This is a genomic window from Nonomuraea sp. NPDC049269 (genome assembly GCF_043197155.1).
In the GTDB taxonomy this organism is placed as follows: Bacteria; Actinomycetota; Actinomycetes; order Streptosporangiales; family Streptosporangiaceae; genus Nonomuraea.
The window spans coordinates 554,843-572,397 of sequence record NZ_JBICSO010000005.1; the positions used below are offsets into that span (position 1 = coordinate 554,843).

The 17,555-nt window shown below is 72.8% G+C and carries 5 protein-coding genes; all 5 read left to right on the top strand.

The window, feature by feature from the left end; genetic code table 11:
• The first annotated feature begins 62 nt into the window (after window positions 1-62).
• From ACGFNP_RS29980 to ACGFNP_RS30000, 5 genes are read left to right on the top strand one after another with little or no spacing between them, the layout of a single operon-like run.
• Window positions 63-782 (top strand): ABC transporter ATP-binding protein, encoded by a 720-nt coding sequence (locus tag ACGFNP_RS29980; RefSeq protein ID WP_393324657.1) that lies wholly within the window; start codon window positions 63-65, stop codon window positions 780-782.
• A complete protein-coding gene (locus ACGFNP_RS29985) occupies window positions 782-3,355 on the top strand; it encodes an FtsX-like permease family protein (protein WP_393324659.1) in 2,574 nt (857 codons plus the stop codon). The genes ACGFNP_RS29980 and ACGFNP_RS29985 overlap by 1 nt, the downstream gene beginning before the upstream one ends.
• 42 nt (window positions 3,356-3,397) lie before the next feature.
• Window positions 3,398-4,690 (top strand): activator-dependent family glycosyltransferase, encoded by a 1,293-nt coding sequence (locus ACGFNP_RS29990; RefSeq protein WP_358325093.1) that lies wholly within the window; start codon window positions 3,398-3,400, stop codon window positions 4,688-4,690.
• Between the two features lie 3 nt (window positions 4,691-4,693).
• The gene (locus ACGFNP_RS29995) at window positions 4,694-11,128 is read left to right on the top strand and encodes an SDR family NAD(P)-dependent oxidoreductase (RefSeq protein ID WP_393324662.1); all 6,435 of its coding nucleotides are present in this window, start codon (window positions 4,694-4,696) and stop codon (window positions 11,126-11,128) included.
• Complete coding sequence (locus ACGFNP_RS30000; RefSeq protein WP_393324664.1) at window positions 11,115-17,549, top strand: SDR family NAD(P)-dependent oxidoreductase; 6,435 nt, start codon at window positions 11,115-11,117, stop codon at window positions 17,547-17,549. Before ACGFNP_RS29995 ends, ACGFNP_RS30000 begins: the two co-directional genes overlap by 14 nt.
• Window positions 17,550-17,555 lie beyond the last annotated feature (6 nt).

Here is a 17,555-nt window from a genome sequence, read left to right on the forward strand (position 1 = left end):
CTATGAGCAGACTGGGAGACAATCAGAGGAGCGGCCAAGACGACATCGTACGGTTAACCTCCGTGCGAAAAACGTACAACACCCGGACGGGTGGTCCCGCGGCGCTGGAAAACGTCACCATCGGCTGCGGGAAAAGCGCGCTCACCGCTGTCATCGGGCCGTCGAGATCCGGTAAGAGCACGCTGTTGCGCTGCGCGTCGGGCCTGGAACGGCCGACCTCGGGATCGGTGTTCCTCGACGGCCAGGAGCTCACGGACCTCGACGACGCGTCGCTGACCAGGCTGCGGCGAGACCGGCTCGGCTTCGTCTTCCAAGGGCCCAATCTGCTGCCCGCCCTGGATGTGGCGGAGAACATCGCGCTCCCCCTCCACCTGTCGGGCCGGAGCATGGACACCGCGCTGTTCGACAGCGTGATCGCGCACATCGGCCTGGCGGACCGCCTGCGCGACCTGCCGGACAAGCTGTCCTTCGGCGAGCAGCAGCGGGTGGCGGTCGCCCGCGCCGTGGTCGGCCGGGCGCCGGTGATCTTCGCCGACGAACCGACCTGCGCGCAGGACTCCCACGACATCGACCGGCTGCTCGGCCTGCTGCGCGAGTCGGTGCGGGCGGCGGGGCAGACGGTGGTGGTGGCCACGCACGATCCGCGCATCGCGGCCTACGCCGACCACGTCTACTTCATGTCCCGCGGCCGGATCGTGGACGAGCTGACGCTCCCGCCCAGCAAGGCGGTGGCCGAGCGGATGGCCCACCTGGCGATGTGGGACAGGGGAGAGCCGTCCTGATGTGGCGCCTGACCCTGCGTACCCTGACCCGCCGCAGGGGCGCCTACTCGGCCGTACTCGCCACGGTCTTCGCCGCCGCCACCATCGTGGCGGCGTGCGGAGGGCTGCTGGCGGCGGGGCTGCGGGCCTCGTTCCCGCCCGAGCGGCTGGCCGGCGCCACGGTGGTGGTCGCGGGCGACCCGTCGTACCGGCTGCCGGACGCCGCGCCCGGCGACGACGACGCCGAATGGGCGAGCCTGTCGGAGACCGTACGGCTGAAACGCTCCCTGGTCGCGACATTGCGGGCGGTGCCCGGCGTAGCCGACACCATCGGTGATGTCTCCTTCCCCGTGACCCTGCTCGGCGGGGACGCGCCCCGGGGCGCGGGGCACGAATGGACGTCTGCGGGGCTGCTGCCGTACGAGCTCCAGGCCGGCACCGCGCCGGTGGCGGACGGAGACGTCGTGCTGGACGCGGCACTCGCCGCGCGGTCGGGCAGCCGGGTCGGCGAGCGGGTTCAGCTCGTGGTCCACGGCAGCGTCGCGGTCTTCCGGGTGAGCGGCGTCGTCGCCCCGGCAGGGGGACGCACGGCCACGGCGGCCGCGCTGTTCTTCGCGCCGGCCGACGCGCGGCGGCTGTCCGGCCATCCCGACTCGGTGGATGCGATAGCGGTGATCCCCGCCCCTGGGACGGGCGAGAAGACGCTCGCGGACCGGGTACGCGCCGGCCTGCGCGGCCAGTCCGCGGTGACGCTCACCGGGGACGACCGCGGTCTCGCCGAGTTCCCGCAGGCGCGCGCCGGCCGGGACAACCTGCTCACCGTCGCCGGCCTGATCGGTGGCACGACGCTCCTGGTCGGCATGCTCGTCCTGGTCAGCACCATGCGGCTCCTGGTCGAGCACCGGGCGCCGGAGATGACGCTGCTGCACGCGATGGGCACGCCCCCACGGCGCATCCGCCTGATGATGCTCGGCGAGGTGACGACGGTCTCGGTGGTCGCGACGGCGGCGGGCTCCGTGCTCGGCTTCCACCTCGGCGGATGGCTGTTCTGGCACCTGGTGCGCGACGGGGTGGTGCCCGCCGCCATGCGTTTCGACCCAGGCCCGCTCCCGGCCGCGGGCGCGGCGGCGGTGTGCCTGTGCGCCGGGCTGGCGGCCGCGTTCCTGCCCATCTGGCGGGCCGCGCGGCCCCGGCCCGCCACGGTCCTCAGCTCCCCGCCGCAGGACCACGGGCTCGACCGGGCCCGTGCGGCGCTCGCCCTGATCTGCCTCGGCGTGGTGGGCACGACGATCTGTTCGGGCATGCTGCTGATCCGGTCGTCCGCCGTGAGCATCACCTGCCTCGCCGCGATCGTGGTGATCCTCGGCGTGGCCGTGGTGGCCTCCAGGATGACCAAGGCGATGACCGGGCTGGTCGGCCGGGCCGTGCGCGCGCGGCCCAGGACGATCGGCCGCCTGGCCCTGCTCAACAGCTGCGCCCGGCCGTTCGGCATGGCCGCCGCGGTCCTGCCCATCATGCTCGCGACCGGGATCAGCACGGCCAACATCTATCTCCAGATGACGCAGGCCGACCAGGCGCGGCAGGTCCGCATGGACGACCTGCGGGCCGACGACGTGATCACCGCCGGGCCGGGCGGTCTCGCCCCCGGCCTGCTCGGCCGGGTCCGCTCCGTCCCGGGGGTCATGGCCGCTTCGGAACTGGCGAGCGGCAGCGGGTTCGTCGAGACCCCGTACGACGGCTGGCAGGGCGAGCACGGCTGGCCACTGTTGGGCCTCACGGCCGAAGGCGCGGCCGGGGTCACGGACCTCGCCCTCACCTCGGGCACCCTCACCGACCTGCGTGGCGACTCGGTCGCCCTCACCCAGGAGCACGCCCGGCACCTCGGGCGAGGGCTCGGCGACGCGGTCACCCTGCGGCTGGGCGACGGCGCCGAGGTGGAGCTCAGGGTCGTCGCGCTGCTCGCGGACAAACCCGGTGGCGAGGTGATCCTGATGCCCGCCACGCTGCTCGCCGCCCATACGACCGCCGGGCTGCCGACCCAGATCCTCGTCCGGGCCGCCCCGGGCGGCGACCAGCGGCGGCTGAGGTCCGACCTGGCCGAAGCGGTGGGCCGCCTGCCCACCGTGCGGGTGAGCGACGCCGGCGGGCTGTCCACGACCCCGGCCGAGCAGCAGCGGACCCGGGCCTGGATCAACTACCTGTTCACCGGCGTGGTCATCATCTTCGCCGGCATCTCGGTGATCAGCGCCCAGGCGATGGGGGCCGCCTCGCGGCGCAGGGAGTTCCGGCTTCAGCGGCTGATCGGCTTCACCCGCGGACAGATCCTGCGGATGGTGGGGATCGAGGCCATGGTGGTCGCCGCGGTCGGCGTCGTGCTCGGCACGGCGGCGGTCGCCCCCATCCTGATTCCGTTCGCCATAGCGGTCAACGGCTCGCCGATGCCCTACGGGCCGGCGTGGGTCTATCTCGCCGTGATCTGCTCCACGACGCTCTCCGCCCTCGTGGCGACGCTCTCCCCGGTGTGGGCGATGATCCGGCCTCGCACAGGGGAGCGTGAGGGGGCCCCTAGGGGTCGGGCGGTCATGCGCGCATAGGTAGCGTCCCATTGACGCGATAAATCATTTGGAGGAATTGTCATGCGTGTTCTGTTCACTCAACACGCGGCAAACGCGCACCTTTTTCTCATGGTCCCCATCGCCTGGGCGATGAAAGCGGCCGGCCACGAAGTAATCGTCGCCGGCCAGCCGGACATCGTCGACGCGATTACCCAGACCGGCTTGACCGCTTTATCGGTCGGCGGCACGGCCGATATGGCCGAACGGCTGGCGGAAACGCCGATGGACCGGCAGATCTACGGCTCCGGATTCGACATCGCGGAGGAACGGCCCGAGGTGCTCACGTATGAGTACGTCAGAGACTGCCTGGCCGCCTTCTGCTCGCCGCTCGCACTGGACTTCATCACCGACGACGCCATGTACGACGACCTGGTCGCGTTCTGCCGCAGTTGGCAGCCCGACCTGGTGGTCTGGGACGCCATCACCTTCCCGGGCCCCGTGGCCGCCCGGGCCTGCGGCGCGGCGCAGGTCCGGACGACCTTCGGCAGAGATCACTGGGCGCGGATGCGCTCGCTGTTCCTGCGGCTGCGCGCCCAGCAGCCGGGCGATCCGCGCGAGGACCCGGTGGCCGACTGGATCACGCCGAAGCTGGCGAAGTACGGCTGCGACTTCGACGAGGAGGTGATCCTCGGCCAGGCCACGATCGACTCCATGCCGGCCTGGCTGCGCTTCCCCGTCGAGCACGACTACCTGCCCGTCCGATTCGTCCCCCACAACGGTCCCGCGACCTTCCCGGCCTGGCTCAAGGACGCGCCGACCCGGCGACGGATCTGCTTCACCCTGGGGGTGTCCGGCAGGGAGGTCTGGGGAGGACGCGGCAGCGTCAGGGCGAGCGAGCTGTTCGAGGCCGTGGCCGACCTGGACGTCGAGGTGGTCGCGACCCTGAACGCGAACCAGCTGGACGACACGAAGGTTCCGGACAACGTGCGGATCGTGGACTTCGTCCCGCTGAACTCCCTGCTGCCCGGCTGCTCGGCCGTCGTCCACCACGGCGGCACCGGGACCACGGGCACGGCCCTCGTCCACGGTGTGCCGCAGCTCATCATCCCCGCCCAGCTCTACGACGAGGGCGGCATGGCCCAGCAGCTCGCCCAGCAGGGAGTGGGCCTGCTCATCGAACCCGACGAACTCTCGGCGGCGACGCTGCGCGCCGGGCTGCTGCGACTGCTGGACGACCCTACGTTCCGGGAGAACGCGACTCGGATCCAGCGGGACATGGCGGAGACGCCGACCCCGCATGACGGCGTACGTGATCTCGAAGAGCTGGTCGCCCGCCACAAGGCGGCGCGGGCGGCTTCCCCGACCCGGAGGTAAGCCGTGGACAACGAGACCAGGCTGCTGGAATACCTCAGGCGGGCGACCGCCGACCTGCGGGAGACCCGCCGCCGGCTGCGGCAGGCCGAGGACAGGAACGCCGAGCCCATCGCGATCATCGGGATGAGCTGCCGGTTCCCCGGCGCGGTCGGCACACCTGAGGAGCTGTGGCGGCTGCTGGCCGCCGGGACCGACGCGATCTCGCCGTTCCCCTCGGACCGGGGCTGGGACGTCGACCTCTACGACCCGAACCCGGACAGTCCCGGCAAGAGCTCTACGCAGTCAGGGGGATTCCTGCACGACGCCGCGCAGTTCGACCCGCACTTCTTCGGGATCAGTCCGCGGGAGGCCCTGGCGATGGATCCGCAGCAGCGCTTGCTGCTGGAGACCGCGTGGGAGGCGTTCGAGGGCGCGGGCCTCGACCCGGCCTCCGCCCGGGGGACTTCCACGGGCGTCTTCGCCGGCGTCATCTACCACGACTACGGATCCAGGGTCCGCACCGTGCCGCCGGACCTCGGCGGCTACATCGGCAACGGCAGCGACGGCAGCATCGCCTCCGGCCGGGTCTCCTACCTGCTGGGGCTGGAGGGGCCGGCCATCACGGTGGACACGGCGTGCTCGTCCTCCCTGGTGGCGCTGCACCTCGCGGTCCAGGCGCTGCGCCAGGACGAGTGCGCCATGGCGCTGGCCGGCGGGGTCACGGTGATGTCCACGCCGAGCACGTTCGTGGAGTTCAGCAGGCAGCGCGGGCTGTCCCCGGACGGCCGGTGCAAGGCGTTCTCGGCCGACGCCGACGGGACGGGCTGGGGCGAGGGCGCGGGCATGCTGCTGCTGGAGCGGCTCTCGGACGCCGAGCGCCTCGCTCACCCGGTGCTGGCCGTCGTCCGCGGCAGCGCGATCAACCAGGACGGCGCCAGCAGCGGGCTGACCGTGCCCAACGGACCGTCCCAGCAGCGGGTGATCGGCCAGGCGCTGGCGGCGGCGGGCCTGACGCCCGCCGAGATCGACGTGGTGGAGGCGCACGGCACCGGCACGACGCTGGGCGACCCGATCGAGGCGCGGGCCCTGTTCGCCGCCTACGGGCAGGGGCGTCCAGAGGACAGGCCCCTCTACCTGGGATCGATCAAGTCGAACATCGGGCACACCCAGGCCGCCGCCGGCGTGGCCGGTGTGATCAAGATGGTGCTCGCGATGCGGCACGGCACGCTGCCGAAGACCCTGTACGCCGACGAGCCCTCGCCGAACGTGGACTGGTCCTCCGGCAGCATCGCCCTGCTGACCGAGAACACGGCCTGGGACACGGCGGCGGACACCCCGCGGCGGGCGGGCATCTCCTCCTTCGGAGTCAGCGGCACCAACGCGCACGTCATCATCGAGGAACACCCGCGACCCGAGCCCGCCGACATGGAGACAGCCCGACCCGCTGAGGCGGAGACGGCTCGGCCCGTCGTGCCGTGGGTGGTCTCGGCCAAGAGCGAGCAGGCACTGCGGGCCCAGGCCGGGCGACTGGCCGCCCGCGTCGAGCAGGACCCCCTGCTGTCGCCGCTCGACGTCGGCCATTCCCTGATCAGCTCGCGGACCGCCTTCCCCCATCGCGCGGTGGTGATCGGCGCCGACCGTGACGGCCTCCTCGGGGGCCTGCGCGCCGTCGCGGACGCGATCCCCGCGCCGAACCTCGTGTACGGCACGGCGACCGGCGACCCCCGGGTGGCCTTCGTCTTCCCCGGCCAGGCCGTCCTGTCCAAGGACCTGACCCTCGGACTGCTCGACACCTCGCCGGCGTTCGCCGCCCGCCTGGCGGAGTGCGCGGACGCGCTGGAGAAGTTCGTGGACTGGAAGCTCATGGACGTGCTGCGCGGCGAGTCGGGCGCCTGGTCACTCGACCGGATGGACGTCAGCCAGCCCGCGGCGTGGGCGGTCATGGTCTCGCTGGCGCGGTTGTGGCGCTCCCACGGCGTGGAGCCCGAGGCCGTCGTGGGGCATTCGCAGGGCGAGATCGCCGCCGCCTGCGTGGCCGGGGCTCTGTCGCTCGAGGACGCGGCCAAGGTCGTCGCGCTGCGCAGCCAGGCCATCACCGAGGACCTGTCCGGCCACGGCGGCATGCTGGCCGTCTCCCTCCCGCCCGACCAGGCGCTCGACCGGCTCGCCCCCTGGGCGGACCATTTGTCGATAGCCGCGGTGAACAGCCCGAACGCGGTGGTGGTCGCCGGCGCCTCGGCGGCCCTGAACGAACTGTTCGATCAACTGAAGGCCGAGGGCGTCCGGTCCAAGATGGTCCCGGTCGACTATCCCTCGCACACGGCCTTCGCCGAGCCGCTGCGTGATCGGCTGCTGACCGACCTGGCCGGGATCGACCCGTGGACGGCCGAGGTGGCGTTCTGCTCCACGGTGACCGGTGAGCTGATCGACACTGCGGAGCTCGACGCCGGTTACTGGTACACCAACCTGCGCCGGCCGGTGCGCTTCGACCAGGCGGTCCGGACCTTGATCCAGCAGGGCTACGGAATGTTCGTCGAGGTCAGCCCGCATCCGACGCTGACCGGCGCGGTTCAGGAGACGGCCGAGGCCGTGGGCGGCACGGTGGTGGCCGTCGGCTCGCTGCGCCGCGACGAGGAGGAGACGGCCAGATTCGTCACCTCACTCGCGGAGGCCCACGCACACGGAGCGCCGGTCGACTGGACTCCGATCCTCGCGCCGTCCCGGGCCCGGAAGGTGGACCTGCCCACGTACGCCTTCCAGCGCGAACGCTACTGGCTGGAGGTCACCGACTCGGCCGACGTCGTCCACGCGGGCCTGACCGCGGCCGACCACCCCTTCCTCGGCGGCGCGCTGCCGCTGGCGGACTCCGACGAGGTCGTCTTCACCGGCCGGTTGTCGCTGCGCTCGCAGCCCTGGCTCGCCGGTCACATCGTGTCCGGCACGGTGCTGTTCCCCGGCGCGGCGTTCGCCGAACTGGCCGTCGGCGCGGGCCGCCAGGTCGGCTGCGCCCAGCTGGAGGAGCTGGTCCTGGAGGCGCCACTGGCGCTGCCCGAGCAGGGCGGCGTGCTGGTGCAGGTACGGATCGACGCGCCGGACGAGACCGGGCGGCGACCGCTCGCGATGCACGCCCGCCCCGAAAGCGAGCCGGACTGGACGCGGCACGCGACCGGCGCGCTGGCCGCCGCGCGTCCCGCCGCGGACTTCGACCTGTCCGCCTGGCCACCGCCCGGCGCCGAGGCCGTCGACGTGACCGATCTCTACGACCGCCTCGCCGAGCGCGGTCTCGCCTACGACGGGCCGTTCCGCGGGCTCAAGGCCGCCTGGCGGCTGGCGGACGAGGTGTTCGCCGAGGTCGCCGTGCCGCACCGGGAAGCGGGCGCCTTCAGCCTGCATCCGGCCCTGCTGGACGCGGCGCTGCACGCGGAGTCCCTGCTGGACCCGGCCGCCCAGGAGGTGAGCCTGCCCTTCACCTGGTCCGGCCTCTCCCTGTACGCCGAAGGCGCTTCCACGGTGCGGGTCCGCCTGACCCGGTCCGGTCCCGACGAGGTGTCGCTGCTGCTGGCCGACCCCTCCGGAGCTCCCGTGGCCGCGGTGGAGTCGCTCCTGTCCCGGCCGCTCTCGACGTCGGCGCCGGACCCGCGCCGCGAGTCGATGTTCCGGATCGGCTGGATCCCCTCGCCGTACACCGGCGACCCGCCTGCGCCTTCGCCGAGCCGCCCCGCCGTGGTGGGCGCGGACGAGAGCGGGCTCGCCGCCGCCCTGGGCGCCACCGCCTGTCCCGACCTGGCCTCCGTGCCGCCGGGTTCCGAGCTCGTGTTCGTGACCTTCGCGGGCGGCGGAGCGGTGCGGGGCGCGATTCATCGGGCCCTGGCCACGGTACGGTCCTGGCTGGCCGACGACCGGTTCGCCGATTCCACGTTCGTCCTGGTCACCAGGGGAGCGGTCGCCGTGGCCGGCGAGGACGTGACCGACCTGGCCGCCGCCGCGGTGCTCGGCCTGCTGCGGTCCGCGCAGTCGGAGCACCCCGGCCGCTTCGTGCTGCTGGACCTCGACGACTCCGGGATACCGGTGCCCGCCGTGCTCGCGGCGCTCACCGAGCCGCAACTGGCCGTGCGCGCGGGAGCGGTATGGGTGCCCAGGCTGGCGCGGGCGACCACCGGCGAGGCGCTGCTGCCGCCCTGGGGCGGCGAGCCGTGGCGGCTCGACTCCACCGGCGACGGCACGCTGGACGGCCTGGCGCTGGTGCCGTGTCCCGGGGCGAGCCGCCCGCTGGGACCGGGCGAGGTGCGGGTGTCGATCCGGGCGGCGGGGGTGAACTTCCGCGACGTCGTGGTGGCGCTGGGGATGGTCCCGGAGCGCGAGGTGCCGATCGGCGGCGAGGTCGCGGGTGTGGTGCTGGAGGTGGGCGCCGGGGTTGCCGATCTGGTGCCCGGTGATCGGGTGCTGGGGTTGCTGGACGGCGCGTTCGGTCCGGTGGGGGTGACGGATCGGCGGTTGCTGGCTCGTATGCCCGCCGAATGGTCGTTCACGGAGGCGGCGTCGGTCCCGGGCGTGTTCCTGACCGCCTATTACGGCCTGGTGGATGTGGCCGGGGTACGGCCGGGGGACCGGGTGCTGGTGCACGCGGCTGCCGGTGGGGTGGGGATGGCGGCGGTGCAGGTGGCCCGCCGGCTGGGGGCGGAGGTCTTCGGCACGGCGAGCCCAAGCAAGTGGGCAGCGCTCACCCTGGATGAGGAGCACGTGGCCTCGTCGCGGACGTTGGACTTCGCGGAGAAGTTCGGCTCGGTGGACGTGGTGCTCAACTCGCTGGCCGGGGAGTTCGTCGACGCCTCGCTGGGGCTGCTGTCCGAGGGCGGCCGGTTCGTGGAGATGGGCAAGACGGACCTCCGCGCCCCGGACACGATCGCTTCCGGGGTCCGCTACACCGCCTTCGACCTGATCGACGTGGGTCCGGACCGGCTGGGCGAGCTGCTGGCCGAGGTCCTGGCACTGTTCGAGGAGGGCGTGTTCGAGGCGCTGCCCGTGCGCGCGTGGGATGTGCGGCGGGCGCGGGAGGCGTTCCGGTTCATGTCGCAGGCCCGGCATGTCGGGAAGGTCGTCCTGACGATGCCGGTCGCGTTCGACGGGGACGGCACCGTGCTGGTGACGGGCGGCACGGGGATGCTGGGCGGGTTGGTGGCCCGGCACCTGGTGGCCGCGTACGGCGTCCGGGATCTGGTCCTGGTGGGACGCAGAGGCGCCGAGGCACCCGGCGCGGAAGAGCTGCGCGCCGAGCTCGCGGGGTCGGGGGCGCGGGTCGAGATCGTGGCGTGTGACGTCGCCGACCGCGCCGCCCTGTCCGGGCTGCTGGACCGCGTACGTGCCGATCGCCGGCTGTCCGCGGTGGTGCACGCGGCCGGGGCGCTGGACGACGGAATGGTGGAGTCGCTCACCGCTGAGCAGGTCGACGCGGTCGTGGGGGCGAAGGCCGAGGCGGCCTGGCAGCTGCACGAGCTGACCGAGGGCCTGGATCTGTCGGCGTTCGTGCTGTTCTCCTCGGCGGCGGGCGTCCTGGGAGAGGCGGGACAGGGCAACTACGCGGCGGCGAACGCGTTCCTGGACGCCCTGGCGACGCACCGGCGCGCGCACGGCCTCGCCGCGGTGTCGCTGGCCTGGGGCTTCTGGGAACAACGCAGCGGCATGACCGCGCACCTGGACGACACCGCCCTGGCCGGGATGGCGCGGTCCGGACTGGCCGCGATCTCCTCCGCCGACGGGCTGACGCTGTTCGACGCCGCCCAGACCGTGGACGAACCCGTACTGCTGCCGATCCGGCTGGACCTCGCCGCTCTGCGGTCGAGCGCCACCCCATTACCGGCGCTGCTGCGCGGCCTGGTCCGCGATCAGGCCCGCACCCAAGTACGGCAGGCCGCCCAGCCAGGTGTCACCACGCTGAAAGACCGGCTCGACGGCCTGCCGGAGAACGAACGGAAGGCCGCGCTCGTCCGGCTCGTCTGCGCCGAGGCGGCAGGCGTGCTCGGGCACCCCAGTCCCGACTCGGTGCCACCGGACCGGGCCTTCAAGGAGCTGGGCTTCGACTCGCTGACCGGGGTCGAGCTGCGCAACCGGCTCAGCGCCGCCACCGGTCTGCGCCTGCCCAGCACGCTCGTCTTCGATCACCCCACCCCGGACGCCCTCGCCGACCGGGTGAGAGCGGCCTTCCTCCCGGCCGCCGAGGACGCCTCCGCCGCCGTGTACGCGGAGCTCGACCGGCTGGAGAACGCGCTCGCCACGGTGACCGGCGACCGGGCCGGGATCACCGCCCGGCTGCGGTCACTGGTCCGCAGATGGAACGACCCGCAGGGCGAGGCGACCGAGGCCGAGCAGTACGAGGCGGCCACGGACGACGAGCTCTTCACGATGCTCGACAACGAGCTCGGCTCCTCGCGACGGAGGTCTGAGACTGATGGCGAACGATGACAAGCTCCGCGAATACCTGAGGCTCGCGACCGCCGAACTGCGGTCGGTCCATCGGCGGATGGACGAGATGGAGGCCAGGCGGCACGAGCCCATCGCGATCGTGGCCATGAGCTGCCGCCTGCCCGGCGGAGTACGCGATCCGGAGCAGCTCTGGCGCCTGGTCGCCGAGGGGCGCGACGCGATGTCGGAGTTCCCCGCCGACCGGAGCTGGGACCTGGAGCGGCTCTACGACCCCGACCCCGAGCACGCCGGGACGTGTTACGTCAGCACGGGCGGATTCGTGCGCGACGTGGGGGACTTCGACGCGGGCTTCTTCGGCATGAGCCCGAGGGAGGCTTTGGCCACGGACCCGCAGCAGCGGCTGCTGCTGGAGACCTCATGGGAACTGCTCGAACAGGCCGGCCTCGACCCCGCCGCACTGAAAGGCAGTGAAACAGGCGTCTTCGTCGGCGCCGCGTCCTCCGGATACGGCGTCGGCCCGGCCGGGTTCCCCGACGGGGTCGAGGGCCATCTGCTGACCGGCGGCTCCACGGCCGTGATGTCCGGCCGCATCGCCTACGCGCTCGGCCTGGAGGGGCCCGCCGTCACCTTGGACACGGCGTGTTCGTCGTCCCTGGTCGCGCTCCACCTGGCCTGCGAGTCGCTGCGCAGGGGCGAGTGCGCCCTGGCCATCAGCGGCGGCGCCACCATCATCTTCACCCCCGAGATCTTCGTGGAGTTCAGCAGGCAGCGGGGTTTGGCGCGGGATGGGCGGTGCAAGGCGTTCGCGGAGGCGGCGGACGGCACGGCGTTCGCCGAGGGTGTCGGTCTGGTGTTGCTGGAGCGGTTGTCGGATGCTCGGCGCCTTGGTCATCGGGTGCTGGCGGTGGTGCGCGGGAGCGCGGTCAATCAGGACGGTGCGAGCAACGGGCTGACCGCGCCCAATGGCCCCTCCCAGCAGCGGGTGATCCGCCAGGCGCTGATCGACGCCGAGCTGTCGCCTCTTGACGTGGACGCCGTGGAAGCCCACGGCACCGGCACGATGCTGGGCGATCCGATCGAGGCGCAGGCGCTGCTGGCCACCTACGGTCAGGATCGGCCGCGGGATCGGCCGTTGTGGCTGGGCACGGTGAAGTCCAACATCGGCCACACCCAGGCCGCCGCCGGCGTCGCCGGGGTGATCAAGATGGTCATGGCGATGCGGCACGGCGTCCTGCCGAAGACGCTGCACGTCGACACCCCGACCTCGCACGTGGACTGGTCCGCCGGGAACGTCCGGCTGCTGACCGAACCGGCCCCCTGGCCCGGCGGCGACCGCCCGCGCCGGGCGGGAGTGTCATCGTTCGGCATCAGCGGGACCAACGCCCATGTCGTCCTGGAAGGGGTCGAAGCAGAGCACGCGGAGCCACGGGAGCTTGCTCAGTCCCCCATGCCGATGCTGATCTCCGGCCGGAGCCCGGCGGCGTTGCGAGCTCAGGGCGAGCGGCTGAAGACCTATCTGGAAGAGCGAGAGGACCTGGCTCTGCCGGATGTGGCCTACTCACTGGCGACGACGCGGGCAGGACTGGAACATCGTGCGGTGGTGACCGCGCCGGATCGCGCCGGGCTGCTGGCGGGCCTGTCGCAGGTGACCGACGGTGTGGTGAGCGGCGGAAAGCTGGCGTTCCTGTTCACCGGGCAGGGGAGCCAGCGGGTCGGGATGGGGCTGGAACTGGCCGCGACCTATCCGGTGTTCGCCGAGCACCTGGCGGCGTCGTGCGCGCGGCTCGATCCGTGGCTGGAGCATCCGCTGATGGAGGTGATGGGGGAGCGGCCCGACCTGCTGGACCAGACGAGCTACACCCAGGCCGCCCTGTTCGCGGTGGAGGTGGCGCTGTATCGGCTGGTGGAGTCTTGGGGCGTCGTGCCCGACTTCCTGCTCGGGCATTCGATCGGCGAACTGGCGGCGGCGCACGCGGCGGGAGTGCTGTCGCTGGAGGACGCGTGCACGCTCGTGGCCGCCCGTGGCCGCCTCATGCAGGCGCTGCCGGCCGGTGGGGCGATGGTCGCGGTACAGGCGGGGGAGGAGGAGGCCGGGCGGATCCTGGCCGAGACCCCGGACGTCGACGGCGCGGTGGTGATCGCGGCGGTCAACGGGCCGGCCTCGGTGGTCCTGTCCGGTGACGAGCAGGCGGTCACACGGGCGGCGGGCCGGTTCGCCAAGTCCCGCCGGTTGCCGGTCAGCCACGCCTTCCACTCCCCCCGCATGGAGCCGATGCTGGACGCCTTCCGCGAGGTGGCCGAGGGCCTGTCGTACGGGAGCGCGTCGGTTCCGGTGGTGTCGAACCTGACCGGCGAGCCGGTACGGGAGTTCTCCGCCGAGTACTGGGTGCGGCATGTCCGCGAAGCGGTGCGATTCGCCGACGGCATCGCCTTTCTCCACGAGCGGGACGTACGGACCTTCGTCGAGCTGGGTCCCGACGGGGTGCTGTCGGGCCTGGGACAGGAGTGCGTACCCGAGCCCCAGGACGGGCGCGGCCCGGTCTTCGTACCGTTGCTGCGCCGCGGCCGAGGCGAGGCCGAGCAGGTGGTGACGGCCGTCGGGCAGGCGTACGCCGGTGGCGCGGCGGTGGACTGGGAGAGGTTCTTCGCCGGTACCGACGCCCGCCGCGTGGACCTGCCCACCTACGCCTTCCAGCACCGGCGCTACTGGCTGAACCCCGCACAGTCCGGCGGCGATCCCTCCTCCATCGGCCTCGACGCCCCGGACCATCCGCTGCTGGGCGCCGCCGTCGAACTACCCGACTCGGGCGGATTCCTGTTCACCGCCCAGCTCTCCCTCTCCTCGCACCCGTGGCTCGCCGATCACGCGATCGGCGAGGAGGTGGTCTTCCCCGGCACCGGCCTGGTGGAACTCGCCATCAGGGCCGCCGACCAGGTCGGTTGCGGGAAGCTCGATGAGCTGACCCTGGAGCAGCCGCTGCTCCTCCCCGAACGCGGCAGCGTCCGGCTGCAGATCGTGGTGTCCGATCCGGATGACTCCGGCACCCGGACGATCAGGATGTACTCGCAGTCCGGTGACGCGCCATGGGACCGGCACGCCACCGGCGCGCTCGCGCCGGCCGCCGCGCCCGCCGGATTCGAGCCGGCCTCGTGGCCACCGTCCGACGCGCAGCAGGTCGAGGTGGACGGACTGTATGACCGGCTCGCCGATCTGGGACTCCGGTACGGCCCGGCCTTCCGCGGCCTGCGCGCCGCCTGGACCCGTGGTGAGGAGGTCTTCGCCGAGGTCGAGCTGCCCGAGCACGCGGCGGCGGAGGCGACCCGTTTCGGCCTGCATCCCGCCCTCCTGGACGCCGCGCTGCACGCCTTCGGGTTCAGCTCCGCCTCGGCCGAGCACACCGCTTTGCCGTTCACCTGGGCCGATGTGGAGCTGCACGCCGCCGGGGCGTCGAGCCTGCGCGTACGGGTGACTCCGACGGGCGAAGATTCCCTGCGCCTGGAGGCGGCCGACGCGCTCGGTCAGCCGGTGGTGTCGATCGGCTCGCTGGTCATGCGCCAGATCACCCTCGACAAGCTCGCCGGCGCCCGCAGCGGTGCTGAACGTTCCTTGTACCACCTGGACTGGACGCCGATCTCGGTCGAGCCGGGGTCCTCGACCCGGTGCTGGGCCATCGGCGGCGAGGTCGCCGGCGCGGAGCCGTACGACGACCTGTCCGCGCTGATCCGGGCCGTCGAGTCGGGGGCGAGTCCGCCCGAGATCGTCATCGTGCACCCCGCCGTCACGGCCGGGGCCGACACCGTGTCCGTCACGCCCGGGGCCGACACCGTGGCCGTCACGGACACGGGCGACTCCGTGGCCGCCGCGGTCCACTCGGCGGTCCATCGGGCGCTCGGCCTGGTGCAGATCTGGCTGGCCGACCCACGGCTCGCCGAGTCGCGGCTGGTCTTCCTGACCAGGAAGGCGATCGCCCCCGACGACGGGCGCGATCTCGCTGGAGCCGCGGTGTGGGGCCTGATCCGGTCCGCGCAGGCCGAGAACCCCGGCCAGTTCGCCCTGCTCGACCTCGACGACCACGTCCCCCCCGCCGACTCGATCGACGACCACCTCCCCGCCGCCGACCTGATCGCCGCCGCGGCCCTCAGCGGCGAGCCGCAGCTCGTCATGCGGGAGGGAGCGGTGCTCGCGGCCCGGCTCGCACACGCGCCCGACGCCGGCCTCACACCGCCGGCGGACGCCGCCACCTGGCGGATGGACAGCCGCGCCAAAGGCACGCTCGACGGCCTGGCCTTCGTGGACGCGCCCGAGGCCGCCGCGCCCCTGAAGCCGGGAGAGATCAGGATCGCCCTGCGCGCGGCCGGCATGAACTTCCGCGACGTGCTCAACGCCCTCGGCATGTACCCGGGCGAGAGCGGCGCGATGGGGCTGGAGGGCGCCGGCGTGATCGCCGAGATCGGCCCCGGCGTCACCGGGTTCGCGCCCGGCGACCGTGTGCTGGGCCTGTTCGACGGCGGCGCGTTCGGCCCGCTGATCGTCACGGACCACCGGCAGGTGGCTCGTATGCCTGCCGGGTGGTCGTTCGCGGAGGCGGCGTCGGTCCCGGTGGCGTTCCTGACCGCCTACTACGGCCTGGTCGATCTGGCCGGGGTCCGGTCGGGGGACCGGGTGCTCGTCCACGCCGCCGCCGGTGGGGTCGGGATGGCGGCGGTGCAGCTCGCCCGCTGGCTGGGCGCGGAGGTGTTCGGCACGGCGAGCCCGGGCAAGTGGGGAGCGCTCACCCTGGACGAGGACCATATGGCCTCGTCTCGGACGCTGGACTTCGCGCAGAAGTTCGGCCAGGTGGATGTGGTGCTCAACTCGCTGGCCGGGGAGTTCATCGACGCTTCTCTGGGGTTGCTGTCTAAGGGCGGCCGGTTCGTGGAGATGGGCAAGACCGACCTCCGCACCCCGGACACGATCGCGCCCGGGGTCCACTACCAGCCCTTCGACCTCGTCGAAGCCGGTCCCGACCGGACCGGGCACATGCTGCGCGAGATTCTGGACCTGTTCGAGCGAGACGAGATCCAGCCGCTCCCCGTCACGGCCTGGGACCTCCGGCGGGCCCCGGAGGCGTTCCGGTTCATGTCGCAAGCCCGGCATATCGGGAAGGTCGTACTGACGATCCCGGCCCCCTTCGACCTGGACGGCACCGTACTGGTGACCGGCGGCACCGGCGGCCTCGGCAAGCTTCTCGCCCGCCATCTCGTCGCCCGCCACGGCGTCCGCGATCTGCTGCTGACCAGCCGTCGCGGCACCGCCGTCGAGGGGGCCGAGAAACTCCGCGCCGAGCTCGCGGAGCTCGGCGCGCGGGTCGAGATCGCGGCCTGTGACGTCGCCGACCGCGACGCGCTCGCCGCACTGATCGCGGGCCGCCCGCTCACGGCCGTGGTGCACGCCGCGGGCGTACTGGACGACGGACCGATCACCTCGCTCACCCCCGAGCGACTGGACGGCGTGCTCCGGCCGAAGGCGGACGCGGCGCTGAACCTGCACGAGCTGACGCGCGGCCTCGACCTGTCGGCCTTCGTCATGTTCTCCTCGGCCGCCGGCACGATGGGCAGCGCGGGACAGGGGAACTACGCGGCCGCCAACGCGTTCCTGGACGCGCTGGCCCACCGGCGACGGGCTCAGGGGCTACCGGCGACCTCGCTGGCCTGGGGACCGTGGACGGGAAGCGGGGGCATGCTCGACACCCTCGCCGACGCGGAGGTCGCCCGGATGGCCCGCGACGGCATCATCCCGTTCACGCCGGAGACGGGCTTGTCGCTGTTCGACACCGCCCTGCTCCGGCCCGAGGCGGCCCTGGTGCCGATGCGCCTGGACACCAAGGCGATGAGCGCGCGCGGCGACTCCCTGCCGCCGATGCTCAGAGAGCTGGTACGAACCCGGCCGCGCCGCGCCGCCTCCACCGGCCGCGGCTCCGGCCCGAGCCTGAAGGACAGGCTGGCCGGGCTCCCTGAGCCGGACCGGCGGAAGGTCCTGCTCGACCTCGTGCTCGACCAGGTCACCGCCGTGCTCGGCCACACCTCCGCCGACGAGGTGGACCCGCACCGCCCGTTCGACGAGCTGGGGTTCGACTCGCTGACCGCGGTCGAGCTGCGCAACCGGCTGAACGCCGCCGTCGATCGGCGACTGCCCACGACGGTGGCGTTCGACCACGCGACGCCGATCGCGCTGGCGGAGTACCTGCTCACGGAGATCGCGCCGGCCGACAGGCCCACCGGCGAGCGGGCGCTGGAGGAACTGGACCGGCTGGGACGGCTGCTCGGCGCGCTCACGCCCGACGAGGAGACGCGGTCGACGGTCACCGCACGGCTGCGCGGCCTCCTGGCGCAATGGCGCGGCGAACAGGCGGACCCCGGCCGAACCGTGGAGTCGGCGAGCGCCGACGAGCTGTTCGCGTTGATCGACAAGGGGCTCTGAGACTTC